Origin of the sequence: Serratia sp. CY40230 (assembly GCF_052168835.1) — a bacterium.
GTDB lineage: Bacteria > Pseudomonadota > Gammaproteobacteria > Enterobacterales > Enterobacteriaceae > Serratia > Serratia nematodiphila.
On the sequence record NZ_JBJNLX010000002.1, the window covers coordinates 527,821 to 540,640 of the forward strand.

The following is a 12,820-nucleotide window of genomic DNA, read 5'->3' on the forward strand; positions in this document are numbered from 1 at the left end:
TTTCAGGGACCTGCGAAGCCCAGCCATCCAGTTGGGCTTTTGCCTATCAAGCGCCCACCGATTTCTTATCTTTCCGCTCTTGCCCCCTCAGCCTTTCTACCCCGGCTGATGCGCGGTTGACGACCCCATAGGGTTTTCTTATCTCACCATAAGAAAACCCGATTTACCCCGGCGGCAAGCGGCACGCATAATGGCGTTTATCCGCTGATTTTCAAGGTAAACAGCCATCACCATGACGCTCTCCGCTCCCGTACTCAGCCTCCTTGACGCCACACCGGACGATATGGCCGCCGTGCAGCGTATTTACACCCACCACGTGCTGCACGGAGCCGCCTCGTTTGAAGAACAACCGCCGACGCTGGCGGAAATGCAGCTGCGGCTGGCCAAGGTGCAAGCAGCCGGGCTGCCCTGGCTGGTGGCGAAAAGTGAAGGCCGTATTGTGGGCTACTGCTATGCCACGCCGTATCGCCCCCGGCCGGCCTATCGCTTTACCGTGGAAGACTCGGTGTATATCGCCGAAGGGCAGCAGGGCAAAGGCGTCGGCAAGGCGCTGCTGAGCGCGCTGATCGCCCGCTGCGAGCAAGGTCCCTGGCGCCAGATGCTGGCGATCGTCGGTGATTCCGCCGCCAACCGCGGCTCGCTGGCGCTGCACCAGTCGCTCGGCTTTACCAGCGTCGGGACGTTAAAGGCCGTGGGATTCAAGCTGGGGGAATGGCGCGACACCCACATCATGCAGCGCGCGCTGGGCGCGGGCGACAATCAGCATCCTTGAAGACATGGCGACGCACGATAGGGAGTTAGCGTCTATAGTGAAGAGTGATTTCATTGAGTTAGCGCCAATCGCGCGCCACCTTTAACCGGTAAGGGAGAATCAAATGAAAATTATTCTGTGGATAGTCGCCATCATCTTTATCGTGGGTTTGTTGACGATTACCGGCGTTCTCAAACTGATCTTTTAATGCGCTTAATACGTCCCGCCCCTTCCGGGGCGAGACTTTTCATCATGCCTTGAAACGCGCGCGTACCGCCCCCAGCGCCGATACCACCGCCAGCACCACGCCGCCGGCCACCAGCCCGAACGCCACGTTCAGCAGGGCCGGAACCACACCCTGCAAAAGATGGCCAAACGTCGGCACCACGGTGGTGTACGAGGCCCAATCTTCGAACAGGTGATGCACCGGCGGCAAACCATGGGTCAGAATACCGCCGCCGACCATAAACATGGCGACAGTGCCGACGATCGACAGCGTTTTCATCAGATAAGGCGCGGCGCGCACGATGCCGCTGCCGATGGCGCGCGCCAACGCGCTGCCTTTGCGGCTCAGATACAGCCCCAGATCGTCCAGCCTGACGATGCCAGCGACAATGCCGTACACGCCGAGCGTCATCACGACGGCGATGCCGCACAAGACGATCACCTGCTGGCTGAAGGTGGCGCCGGCGACCGTACCCAGCGTGATGGCGATGATCTCGGCGGACAGCACAAAGTCGGTGCGTATCGCCCCCTTCACCTTGCGCTTCTCATAGGCTGCGGCATCCTCATTGGCGCCGGGCCCGTCCGATTTTTCCTCCTGCGTCGCCTTGCCGTGGCTCAGGCTGTGGAACACCTTTTCGAACCCTTCGTAGCACAGGTAGGCGCCGCCCACCATCAGCAGCGGCGTAATCGCCCAGGGCGCGAAGGCGCTGATCAAGAGCGCCAACGGCACCAGGATCGCCTTGTTGATCAGCGAGCCTTTAGCGACGCTCCACACCACCGGCAGTTCACGGTCGGCTTTAACGCCGGTGACCTGCTGCGCATTGAGCGCCAGATCGTCCCCCAGCACCCCGGCGGTTTTTTTTGCCGCCATCTTGCTCATTAAAGAGACATCGTCCAGCAACGAGGCGATGTCGTCGATGAGAGTGAGTAAGCTACTTCCTGCCAAAATGATTCATCCTTTTCATATTCACGGGCCATTCTATGTTTAGCATAGCGGTAAAGCGTCATAAAAGGATATGAGAGGATCGCGGAAAACGCCGGGCGGGCGTTAAGCCCCCTCGCCCGCCAGCCCCTCATCGGATCCGATAGCGGACACACGCGAGATATGTTGAAGGACAAGGCGATGGGCATCAAAGACGCACGATAAATGCGTGCTGCCTTCAAGCAAACCAAAGGCGGTTTGGGCGTTGCCATGCTGTTCGACGAAGCGCTGCATCGCTTGCGCATTGAACAACTCGTCCTGCGCGGCCGCCAGCAGCAAGGTCGGCAATCGCAGCGCCGCCAGTTGCTTGGCCGGGGCGCGAGGCGTCAAGGCGTTAGCCATATTAACGCTGTATTGGCAGATAAAATCGGGGGAGGCGGCCAGTACGGCCGGGGGAAAATTCAGGCTGACCGCCCGAGATTGCCCAAACCATCGCCCACCGCTAAGCGCATTGGCCACAAAAGGCCATTGACGCACCTGGGCAAAACGAGCCGTCGCCGCCAGATCGCGGGCTATGCCGGAAAATGGCCCCAGCTCGGGTGCCAGCAGGATCAGGCTATCCGCCTGCTGCTCGCTAGGATAGCGGGTCAGGTAGTTGAGCAACATCCCGGCGCCGCTCGAATGGCCCAGCAGGTGCCTGCGCGCCAACGGAAACCGGCGGCGCATTTCCGCCAGGATGACATCGACATCGCGCCAAATACGCTCAGGCCGCTCAACCGTCCCCCGCTCTCCCGTGGAATCGCCATGTCCGCGAATATCGACCAGGCACACCGCGAGCGTTGGCTCGGCCGCCAACTGGCGCGCAAGAACGTCATACCCGGCGGCGCTGTTAACCCCGCCGCCGTGATACACCACCATCACGTCTGCACTCGCGGCAGTTTGCCGATACAGGCGATAGCTCAACCCCTCGACGCAACCGGACGACATCTCCACGTGCCCGCCCGGCCACTCGCCGTAAGACTTCGCTTGCTCAACATAGCGGTCAAAATCAATCAAAGCGCACCTTTCCATGAATGTTGTCGGTATTGCCCACGGCAGAATTCCCTGCCACCACGGGGGTAAGCATATGAAACAACCGCAGGCGCTACCATCCCTTTTGCACGCCCTTGGCGTCAGGGTAGATCCCCCGCCGGCACATTGAGCTGCCAAGAGAGGCCGAAACGATCGTTCAGCCAACCGAACCGGGCGCTGAAGCCGTAGTCATCGAGCGGCATCAGCACCTTGCCGCCTTCCGCCAGCCGGTGGAACGCCCGCTCCAACGCTTCTTCGTTAGGCAGGTTGATGAACAGCGACACCGCCGGGGTGAAGCTGAAGTCATGGCTGATCGGGCTGTCGATGAACACCAGGTTCTGCCGGTCGAAATCGATGGACGCATGCTTGATCAACCGCCGGCCGTCCGGCGTCGGATCGTAATGCTGCACCTGCATGAGCCGAAAACGCTCGAACACCTGGCTGTAAAGGTCGATCGCCCGCTGCGCCTCTCCCTGGAACATGACAAAGGTCGAAACCTGACTCATAACATCCCCTCCGACAATCGTTGTGGTATTAATGGAGGATAGCGGATTACCGTTGAAGCGGCGGAAAGGAGCAATCATGAGCATCATTCATCGCCTGGCGCAGCCGGACGATCTCAACGGCCTGTTAGCCTTGTATCGCGAGCTGCGCCCGCAGGACGCGCCGCTGCGCGCCGACGACGCGCGCCGTGCCCTGCAACGCCTGCTGGACGATCCGGCGATCCGCCTGGTGGTGGCGGCGGACGAGGAACAGCCGATCGCCACCTGCATGCTGGCGCTGATCCCGGGGCTGGCGCACCAGGCGCAACCGTTCGGCGTCATCGAACACGTGGTGACGGCGGAGCCCTACCGCGGCCACGGCGTGGCGCTCGCCATGATTGAATACGCGCTGCAGCTGGCCTGGCGCAAGGGCTGTTATAAGGTGATGCTGCTGTCGGGGCAGCAACGCACCGGCGCGCACCAGCTTTATCTCAAAGCGGGTTTCGACGGCGATCGCGAGCGGGGATTTGTCATCAGACGGCCCGAGGGCCGATAGCGGCCCGCCGCAAACGGGCGGACCGCCAGGCGGGTTATTCGCTGTCGTTCTTCGCCAGACGGGCGTCTTTTTGGCGGCGATAGTCGCGGGCAGCGGCCGGGATCGGTGTCACCTTACCGGTTTCAATCCAGCTGCGCAGACGGTTGGCGTCGGCGAAGTGAGTGTATTTGCCGAAGGCGTCCAGCACCACCAGCGACACCGAGCGGTTGCCGATCATGGTGCGCATCGCCAGGCAGTGCCCCGCCTGGTTAGTGAAGCCGGTCTTGGTCAGCTGAATGTTCCATTTCGGGTTGTACACCAGGTGGTTGGTGTTGCGGAACGGCAGCGTGTAGTTGGGATCCTTGAAGCTGGCCATGCGCTCAGTGGTGGTGCTGAGCTGGCCGATCAACGGATATTGCTTGGTGGCGATCAGCAGTTTGGTCAGATCGCGCGCCGTCGACACGTTATGAATAGAGAGCCCGGTCGGTTCCACGTAATGGGTGTTGGTCATACCCAGCGCCCTGGCCTTGGCGTTCATCGCTTTGATGAAGGCGTTGTAGCCGCCCGGATAGTGGTGCGCCAGGCTGGCGGCCGCGCGGTTTTCCGACGACATCAGCGCCAGCAGCAGCATATCCTTGCGGCTGATTTCGCTGTTCAGCCGCACCCGTGAATACACCCCTTTCATCTCCGGCGTCTGGTGGATGTCCACCGACAGCATCTCGTCGAGCGGCAGGTGCGCGTCCAACGTGACCATGGCGGTCATCAGTTTGGTGATCGAGGCGATCGGCACCACTTCATCCGGGTTGCGCGCGTACATCACCTTATGGGTTTGCATATCGACGACCATCGCGCTGCCGGAGGCCAGCTCAGGCTGAGTGGCGTGCAGGGCGGCAGCGTTGTCGCTGGCCAGCGCGCGCGGCGCAAAGCCTGCGCCCGCCTGCAAAGCGAGCAGGGTCAGAACCAAAACACGTATTTTCACAGGCATTACTCTGAAATGGGGGCTTGAACTCAGCGAATTATATGTGAGGGTTCAGCGCTTGGCACTGGGATTATAGGGCGGATTTGTGACAAATTCTGTCGGCCGAAAATCGGCACAGCCCGCGGGCGCTCTGGGATGAACGCCCGCGTAGAAAAAGTTACAGCGCCGGCTGCCAGGCCGATTGCGGCAGCAGGTACAGCCCCGGTGTTTGCCGCGCCCCTGCACCGACGATATGGCCGATGCCGGCCGTCATCACCGCCAGCGTGACGTCGAAGGCATTGAGGCTGTCGCCGTAGCCGGCGGTCAGGTTGAACATCGAGCCGTTGGCCAGCAAATAGACCGTCTTCTCATTGAGTTGGTAAGCGTTCACATAAGGCATCGGCTCGTGGTGCGGCAGGCCTTTGAGGAAGCCGACGTCGATCTCTTCCGCCACGTGGCCGACGTTGAGGATAAATACGCCGTCCTGCGTCTGTTGCAGATGCTGCGCCGAAAGCACGTTTTTCGCGCCGGTCGCGGTAGCGATCACGTCCGCCTGCGCGACCCCGCTCGCCAGATCCACCACCTGCCAGCCGTCATAACGCGCCTGCAGCGCACGCGCCGGATCGATTTCCGCCACCATCACCTGGCCGCCGTAGGCCCTGGCCGCGGCCGCCGTCCCCTGCCCGACCAGACCGTAGCCAATCACCAGCACGCGCTTTTCATGCAGCGTCAAATGGGTGGTCTGGAAGAAGGTGTGCCAGGCGGTCAGCCCAACCATATGCCGATTGTGCAGCCCTTCTTTCACCGGCAGATCGTCCCAGTTGAAGATCGGGTAGCGCGGCGCCACGCCGTTTAACCGATTGATGCCCGATCCGGTGGCCTCCAGCCCGGCGACGATCTGCGGGCCGTTCGGCGATTGGTGCAAACGGGTGGTCAAATCCGCTCCCATTTCGCACAGGTGGGTCGGCTGCCAGGCCAACGCGCGATCGAAAGATTCCGACCATTCGCCGGCGCTCATGTCACGCCAGGCATAGGCCTGCGCGCCCCGCCGTTCCAGCCAGGCCACCACGTCGTCCTGCACCGTAGTGGGATTGCAGGTGGTCAGAAAGATCGCCGCGCCCTTGTCCAGCAGGCCGGCCACCAGCGGCGCCATTTTCAGATCCAGGTGCATATTGCACGCCAGCCGCACCCCGTGCAGCTCCGGCAACGCCGCCACCGCCGCCCGGGTGCGCGGCATATGACGCGTCGCCCAGCTCAATTCGCTCTCAAAATCCTGATACATCCGTTGCTCCTCTGGTGTGCCCCGCCGCCAGGCGTGGCAAAAAAGTTATCCCGCGCGGCCGAGCCGGCGGATCGCCTGCGGCGACAGGCCAAATACGCGGATAAACGCCCGCCTCATGCGTTCCGGATCGCTGAACCCCACCGAACGGGCGATCGCTTCCAGCGGCTCGGCGCTCTCTTCGATGCGCACCCTGGCCGCCTCTACCCGCAATTGCTCGACCACCTTGGCCGGCGTCTGCCCGGTTTCAGCGCGGAACAGCCGGCCGAATTGCCGCTCGCTCAGGCAGGCGGCGTCGGCCAGATCCGCCACCGACAGCGGCTGGTGCAAATGTTCGCGCGCGTACGACAGCGCGGCGCGCATGCGATCCGACGACGGGTTCAACGCCAGCAACAGCGAGTACTGCGACTGCCCGCCGGGGCGGCGGTGATAGACCACCAGCTGCCGCGCCACGGCCGCCGCCAGGGTGGCGCCCAGATCGTCCTCGATCAGCGCCAGCGCCAGATCGATGCCGGCGCTGATGCCCGCCGAGGTCCAGATATCGCCGTCGCGGATGAAAATGCGGTTGCTGTCGACGCGGATACGCGGATAACTCTGCTGCAACCGCGCCGCATGATACCAGTGAGTGGTGGCGCGTTTGCCGTCCAGCAGCCCGCAGGCCGCCAGAATAAACGCTCCGGTGCATACGCTGGCGATACGCCGCGCTCGTCGGCTTTGGTTGGCCAGGAACGCCACCAGCGCCGGTGACTGTGCCGCCATCACGTTGCCGCTGCCGCCGGCCACCACCAACGTATCGAAACGCTCGTCGCCGCACGGCTGCGTGGCGATTTCCACCCCGGCCGAGCTGGCGACCATGCCGCCCTGCGGCGAGATCGCCATGCAGCGGTAGGCCGGCGGGTCAGTGAACTGGTTGACGTTATCGAACGCCGCCAGCGGGCCGGCAAAGTCCAGCAGGTTGAAACCGGGAAAAACCACAAAACCGATCGTTTTCATGATGGCGCTTTTTGAGGGTTATCTGTCATATCAGCCAAAAACAGGGCGGCTATTATGGCCCAGGTCCAACGATAAAAATGAGGCGAATGTCATGTCTGAACCACTGGTGATTGTATTTCCCATCTATCAAGGCGTCACCCAGCTCGATTTCACTGGCCCACTGCAGTTTCTGCGCCGCATGCCGGGCGCGGAAATCATCGTCGCTTCAGTAGACGGCGCGGATGTCGAGTCGGAAGGCTTGCACTTCACCCAGCTGCGCCCGCTGCCGGAGATCGCGCGCTGCGATGTGCTGTGCGTGCCGGGCGGCAGCGGCTGCACCCAGGCGCTGCAGGATAAAGCATTCATGCAGCAAATCCGGCGGCTGGGCGCCGATGCCCGCTATCTGACTTCGGTATGCACCGGTTCGCTGATCCTGGCCGCCGCCGGCCTGCTGCCGGGCAAACGCGCCGCCTGCCACTGGTCGATGCGCGACAGCCTGAAGCTGTTCGGCGCCATACCCAGCGCTGCACGCGTAGAGCGTGACGGCAACGTGATCAGCGGCGGCGGCGTTACCGCCGGCATCGACTTTGCACTGGCGCTGATCGCCGAACTGCACGGCGAAGACACTGCCCAAACGATCCAGCTCTATCTGGAATACGCCCCGGCCCCGCCGTTCGAGGGCGGCACGCCGGAACTGGCCCCGCCGCACATTTACGCCAGGGTACAGGCGCAGATGGCGGAGAGCCTGCAGCGGCGCAGAGCGTTGGTGGCCCAGATCGCCCAAGGCTAGCGATCGGGCGTATACTTGCCCTTATGCGTCAGTCACATAAGGAGTAAGGAATGACCGATTTGGCCCACTACATTACGGACTATGGCTACTGGGCATTGTTTATCGGCTGCCTGGCTGAGGGGGAAACCATCACGCTGCTGGGCGGCATCGCCGCCCATGAAGGGCTGTTGCACTGGCCGTGGGTGATCGCAGTAGTGGCGCTCGGCGGCATGATGGGAGACCAACTGTTGTACTTCGCCGGCCGCCGGTTCGAAGGCAAAGTCATCTCGCGGCTCAAGGGGCAGGAAAAGCGCATCGCGCGCGCCAGAAGGCTGATCGCCCGCCACCCGATGCTGTTCGTTATCGGGGTGCGCTTTATGTACGGTTTCCGCATCATCGGCCCGGTGCTGATCGGCGCCAGCCGCCTGCCGCCGTCGCGCTTCGTACCGCTCAATATCCTCGGCGCCATTTTATGGGCGACGATCTTCGTCATGCTCGGCTATTTTGGCGGCCAGGCGATCGAACGCTTCGTTACCGGCTTCGACAAAAAGCTCTCCAGCCTGCTGTTTGTCGCGCTGGCGATCGCCGCCATCCTGCTGGTGCGTTTCTGGTGGCGTAAACGCCACCCGGAGTAAGCAAACGCAGCGGGCGTCAGCTTTCCTGCGGCGCCGCGCGCATCAGCTCGACCAGCTCGCGCGCCGCTTTGTCCAACGGGCGATTCTTAAGCCAGATCAAATGCATCGGCAAGCGCAGCTCGTTCTTGGTGTTTTTGAATTTCAGCCGCACCAACCGCCCCTGCGCCAGCAGCGGCTCGGCCAGCGACAGCGGAAAATTGCCCCACCCCAGGCCCGCTTCCACCATGTTCAGCGCCATCGGCAGGCTGTCGGTGCGCCAGTAAGCCTCCGCCACCTGGGGACGCAGATCGCCGATCGGCAGATCGCGGCTGGCCACCATGATCTGCCGCACGTTGACCAGATCCTCGAGAAACAGCTCGCCCGCCGCGCCGTCCAGCGCCGGGTGCTGCGGCGACAGCATCGCCACCAGCGACTCCGCGCCGACGAAGTGGAACTGTTCCGCGCTGTTGACGTTCAGCCCGCCGAACGCCAGACAAACGCCGATGCGCCCCTCGTGCAGCATGTGCAGCACGTCGTCCTGCGGCGCGCTGAGCACTTCGATGTTCAGCAGCGGATAACGCTGCGACAGCGTTTTCACCGCCGCCAGCAGGCCGGCGCCGTTGATATCCGACGCCACGCCGATCGAAAGCCGGCTCTCCAGCCCCTGGGACAGTTCGATGGCGTGCACCTGCAGCTGCTTGAGCTGCCCGGCGATCAGGCGGGCGTGCGGCGCCAGCGCCAGCGCCAGCGCAGTCGGCGTCGGTTCACGGTGAGAACGGTCGAACAAGGCGAAACCGAGCTCCGCCTCCATGTTGGCGATGGCCATGCTGACGGCGGAGGGCACGCGCCGCAGCGCGCGGGCGGCGGCGGAAAACGAGCCGCGATCGAGCACCGCCAAAAACAGTTCGATATTGTCGCTGGAGAAATTCATTGTTTTATCTGTCAGTAAAACTGACAACTCCTGACTTTTTCTATCAATGTGGTTGACGTTATCTTAGCCGTCGTCGCCACAGAGGCAACTAAAAACAGATCGGGAGAAAACGATGCAAGGCGTCAAACGCAAACTGGTGTATGTCACCGCTTATGAAATCATCGGCATGGCGATCTCGGCACTGGGGTTGGCGCTGCTGTCGGGTCATGCGCCGAGCAGCACCGGGCCGCTGGCAGTGGTGATCACCACCATCGCGGTCAGCTGGAACTTTATTTACAACTATTTATTCGAGTGGTGGGAAAGCCGCCAGGCGTCGCGCACCCGCACGCTCAAACGCCGCATTTTGCACGCCGTCGGCTTTCAGCTGACGCTGGTGGTGTATCTGATCCCGCTGATCGCCTGGTGGATGGGCATCACGCTGTGGCAGGCGCTGCTGCTGGATATGGCGCTGATCGTCATCATTCCTTGCTACACCTTCCTGTTTAACTGGGCGTTCGACAAGCTGTTCGGCCTGCCCGTATCGGCCCTGCCGGCCGGTGAATCGGCCTAAGACTCGTTACGCACCCACCGACCCGTTGCTGATGCCATTTTCTGCGCGGGTCGCCATTTCCTTCCTCTTATTTCTCGCCGAAAAATATAAGAACAACACCCTGTAATTTGCACGGTAATTATTATTTTGTGATTTTAATCACTTTTTATTCTTCGATATTTCCGTCTTGATAAAACATCACATCTTTTTGAATAATATATCCTTTTATATTTGGATTAAAAAATAAACACACTTGTTCACGTTTTATGCGCAGTATTTTTTGCCACCATTACGGAGAAAAGGTAGCATGCTTCGCCGTTATTTTAATGATGGCTGTATACACAATAAACAGCGGAATGATGCCACGACCTCATTCTCATAACGATTGGTCATAGCAATCGTTTGCTCTCATTAAGAGCAGGGTTAACATAGACAGGTAAACAGGACGGATAATGCACTCACAAAAAAAGTCGGCGGATGACAAACACGCCGCCAGAAGACGCTGGCTAGACTCTCATGAATCCGGTTATCACAAAAGCATGGGCAACCGGCAAATCCAAATGATCGCCATCGGCGGCTCCATCGGCACCGGCTTGTTCCTCGGTACCGGCGGCCGTCTCGAACTGGCCGGGCCGGCGCTGGCGCTGGTCTATCTGGTGTGCGGGATCTTCTCTTTCTTCATCCTGCGCGCGCTGGGCGAACTGGTGCTGCATCGCCCTTCCAGCGGCAGCTTCGTTTCTTACGCCCGCGAATTCCTCGGTGAAAAAGCCTCTTACGTCGCCGGCTGGATGTATTTCCTCAACTGGGCAATGACCGGCATCGTCGACATCACCGCCGTGGCGCTGTACATGCACTACTGGGGCACCTTCGCCGACGTGCCGCAATGGCTGTTCGCCCTCGGCGCGCTCGGTATCGTCGCCACCATGAACATGATCGGCGTGAAGTGGTTCGCCGAGATGGAGTTCTGGTTCGCGCTGATCAAGGTCGCCGCCATCGCGCTGTTCCTGATTGTCGGCGTCGTCTTCCTCGGCACCGGCACCCCGGTCGCCGGCCACACCACCGGCATGCACCTGATCACCGAAAACGGCGGCATGTTCCCGCACGGCCTGCTGCCGGCGTTGGTGCTGGTGCAAGGGGTGATCTTCGCCTTCGCCGGCATCGAGCTTATCGGCACCGCCGCCGGCGAGTGTAAAGATCCGGCCAAAATGATGCCTAAAGCGATCAACAGCGTGATCTGGCGTATCGGTCTGTTCTACGTCGGCTCCGTGGTGCTGCTGGTGCTGCTGCTGCCGTGGAACGCCTATCAGGCCGGCCAAAGCCCGTTCGTCACCTTCTTCAGCAAGCTGGGCGTGCCTTACATCGGCACCATCATGAACATCGTGGTGTTGACCGCCGCGCTGTCCAGCCTCAATTCCGGCCTCTACTCCACCGGCCGCATCCTGCGTTCGCTGGCGATGGGCGGCTCCGCGCCGAAGCTGATGGCTAAAATGAGCAGCCAGCAGGTGCCTTACGCCGGCATCCTGGTCACCTGCGGCATCTATGTGATCGGCGTGGTGCTCAACTACCTGGTGCCGGCGCAGGTGTTCGAGATCGTGCTGAACATCGCTTCGCTGGGCATCATCGCCTCCTGGGCGTTTATCATCGTTTGCCAGATGCGCCTGCGCAAAGCCGTGCGCGAAGGCCGCGCGCAGCCGGTGTCGTTCAGAATGCCGGGCGCGCCGTTCACTTCGTGGCTGACGCTGGCGTTTCTGCTGATCGTGGTGGTGATGATGGCCTTCGACTACCCGAACGGCACCTGGACCATCGCCACCATTCCGGTGTTGGCGGTGCTGCTGACGCTGGGCTGGTTCGGCCTGCGCAAACGCGCGCAGGAAGTGAAGCTGGAACAGCAGGCTCACGAAGAACAGAGCCAACGCTGAATCGACAAACCGCCCTCCGGGGCGGTTTTTTTTATCCGCTATAACCGCCCGTAGAACGTCATTCTGGCGCTTTCCGACAGCATCACGTCCGGCTGCGCATTGTAGGCCAACACCACCAGCATGCGCGTGGTGTCGCCTTCGGTCGGCGTCACCCGGTGCATGGCGTTGCGCCCGCGAAACAGCACCAAATCCCCCTCCTCCATCGCCAGCCGTTTGACCGCCCGCTCGCCGTCCAGCACCTGCGTGACCCCGGCATAGTTCATCTCGCCGCGATCGGCGTCGCGCAGGTTCTCCACGTATTCGAAGCGCCCGCCCGCCTGCGGTTTCTGGATCAGCAGCGTGATGGCGAACGAGGAGTTGTCAAAATGCCAGCCCAGCTCCTGGCCGGTGTGGGCGTAATGCAGATTGATCGACGACAGCCGATCGGCGTAGGGGTAGAGCTGCGCCTCGCCCAGCACCTCACACAGGAACGCGCGAAACGCCGGGGCGTCGTACAGCGCGCGCAACGGCGACTGCGGCGGAATATCCTCGTCGGTAATGCACCCCTTGGACGACACCATCAGCCGGTTGCGCGCATGGTCGGCCGGCAGCGCGTCGTCCTGCGGCCGTAGATACACGTTGTGTTTGCTGGTGGCGTAAAACGCCGCATGGTGCTGTTCAGCGCCCTCCAGCCGCACCGTCGCCAGCGCGGCTTCACGCAGAAATCCCGGCAGCACCAGCGCGCCGGCGCGCGCCAGCGTTTGTCGGCAGCGGGTGCGGAACGCGGCGTCGTCGATGGGATGGGCGGACAGATCGATAATATCGGCAAGTGGCGGCATGACGTTCCCCTCGTGTGCGAAAGCCGGATGCCTCTCACTGTAGCG

The 12,820-nt window shown here is 61.7% G+C and carries 15 protein-coding genes; 7 read left to right on the forward strand and 8 right to left on the reverse strand.

What is annotated here, in order from left to right:
• The first annotated feature begins 232 nt into the window (after window positions 1-232).
• A complete protein-coding gene (locus tag ACJ8IJ_RS09680) occupies window positions 233-772 on the forward strand; it encodes a GNAT family N-acetyltransferase (RefSeq protein ID WP_033645837.1) in 540 nt (179 codons plus the stop codon).
• A 103-nt stretch (window positions 773-875) separates the two neighbouring features.
• The gene (locus tag ACJ8IJ_RS09685) at window positions 876-959 is read left to right on the forward strand and encodes a membrane protein (RefSeq protein WP_016928643.1); all 84 of its coding nucleotides are present in this window, start codon (window positions 876-878) and stop codon (window positions 957-959) included.
• Between the two features lie 42 nt (window positions 960-1,001).
• Here the strand turns inward: ACJ8IJ_RS09685 and ACJ8IJ_RS09690 are convergent, their stop codons facing one another.
• From ACJ8IJ_RS09690 to ACJ8IJ_RS09700, 3 genes are all read right to left on the reverse strand, one after another.
• Complete coding sequence (locus tag ACJ8IJ_RS09690) at window positions 1,002-1,922, reverse strand: DUF808 domain-containing protein (protein ID WP_280630819.1); 921 nt, start codon at window positions 1,920-1,922, stop codon at window positions 1,002-1,004.
• 102 nt (window positions 1,923-2,024) lie between these two features.
• Window positions 2,025-2,954, reverse strand: a complete 930-nt coding sequence (locus tag ACJ8IJ_RS09695) for an alpha/beta fold hydrolase (RefSeq protein WP_442518577.1) — start codon at window positions 2,952-2,954, stop codon at window positions 2,025-2,027.
• A 116-nt stretch (window positions 2,955-3,070) separates the two neighbouring features.
• On the reverse strand, window positions 3,071-3,475 hold the full coding sequence (locus tag ACJ8IJ_RS09700) for a VOC family protein (protein WP_015377047.1): 405 nt from the start codon (window positions 3,473-3,475) through the stop codon (window positions 3,071-3,073).
• A 76-nt stretch (window positions 3,476-3,551) separates the two neighbouring features.
• Between ACJ8IJ_RS09700 and ACJ8IJ_RS09705 the strand changes: the two genes are divergently transcribed.
• Window positions 3,552-4,007: a GNAT family N-acetyltransferase gene (locus tag ACJ8IJ_RS09705; protein ID WP_004939676.1), complete on the forward strand. Its 456-nt coding sequence runs from the start codon at window positions 3,552-3,554 to the stop codon at window positions 4,005-4,007.
• Between the two features lie 34 nt (window positions 4,008-4,041).
• On the opposite strand, the gene pbpG is transcribed toward ACJ8IJ_RS09705, so the two are convergent.
• From pbpG to ACJ8IJ_RS09720, 3 genes are all read right to left on the reverse strand, one after another.
• On the reverse strand, window positions 4,042-4,971 hold the full coding sequence (gene pbpG / locus ACJ8IJ_RS09710) for a D-alanyl-D-alanine endopeptidase (RefSeq protein WP_015377045.1): 930 nt from the start codon (window positions 4,969-4,971) through the stop codon (window positions 4,042-4,044).
• 151 nt (window positions 4,972-5,122) lie between these two features.
• On the reverse strand, window positions 5,123-6,226 hold the full coding sequence (locus ACJ8IJ_RS09715; RefSeq protein ID WP_442518578.1) for an adenosylhomocysteinase: 1,104 nt from the start codon (window positions 6,224-6,226) through the stop codon (window positions 5,123-5,125).
• A 45-nt stretch (window positions 6,227-6,271) separates the two neighbouring features.
• Window positions 6,272-7,216, reverse strand: a complete 945-nt coding sequence (locus ACJ8IJ_RS09720; RefSeq protein WP_004939686.1) for a GlxA family transcriptional regulator — start codon at window positions 7,214-7,216, stop codon at window positions 6,272-6,274.
• 91 nt (window positions 7,217-7,307) lie between these two features.
• On the opposite strand from ACJ8IJ_RS09720, the gene ACJ8IJ_RS09725 reads away from it, so the two are divergent.
• Both ACJ8IJ_RS09725 and ACJ8IJ_RS09730 read left to right on the forward strand, forming a co-directional pair.
• A complete protein-coding gene (locus ACJ8IJ_RS09725; protein WP_154870544.1) occupies window positions 7,308-7,985 on the forward strand; it encodes a DJ-1/PfpI family protein in 678 nt (225 codons plus the stop codon).
• A gap of 50 nt (window positions 7,986-8,035) precedes the next feature.
• Window positions 8,036-8,599, forward strand: a complete 564-nt coding sequence (locus tag ACJ8IJ_RS09730; protein WP_004939690.1) for a DedA family protein — start codon at window positions 8,036-8,038, stop codon at window positions 8,597-8,599.
• Window positions 8,600-8,615: 16 nt separating this feature from the next.
• On the opposite strand, the gene ACJ8IJ_RS09735 is transcribed toward ACJ8IJ_RS09730, so the two are convergent.
• The gene (locus tag ACJ8IJ_RS09735; protein ID WP_004939692.1) at window positions 8,616-9,509 is read right to left on the reverse strand and encodes a LysR family transcriptional regulator; all 894 of its coding nucleotides are present in this window, start codon (window positions 9,507-9,509) and stop codon (window positions 8,616-8,618) included.
• A 112-nt stretch (window positions 9,510-9,621) separates the two neighbouring features.
• Here ACJ8IJ_RS09735 and ACJ8IJ_RS09740 point away from each other — a divergent pair, with 112 nt between their 5' ends.
• Together ACJ8IJ_RS09740 and ansP are read left to right on the forward strand one after the other, a co-directional pair.
• Window positions 9,622-10,059, forward strand: a complete 438-nt coding sequence (locus ACJ8IJ_RS09740) for a PACE efflux transporter (protein ID WP_442518579.1) — start codon at window positions 9,622-9,624, stop codon at window positions 10,057-10,059.
• 431 nt (window positions 10,060-10,490) lie between these two features.
• The gene (gene ansP / locus ACJ8IJ_RS09745; RefSeq protein WP_049239954.1) at window positions 10,491-11,957 is read left to right on the forward strand and encodes an L-asparagine permease; all 1,467 of its coding nucleotides are present in this window, start codon (window positions 10,491-10,493) and stop codon (window positions 11,955-11,957) included.
• 38 nt (window positions 11,958-11,995) lie between these two features.
• Here ansP and ACJ8IJ_RS09750 read toward each other — a convergent pair whose 3' ends face one another.
• The gene (locus ACJ8IJ_RS09750) at window positions 11,996-12,775 is read right to left on the reverse strand and encodes a HalD/BesD family halogenase (RefSeq protein ID WP_442518580.1); all 780 of its coding nucleotides are present in this window, start codon (window positions 12,773-12,775) and stop codon (window positions 11,996-11,998) included.
• Window positions 12,776-12,820 lie beyond the last annotated feature (45 nt).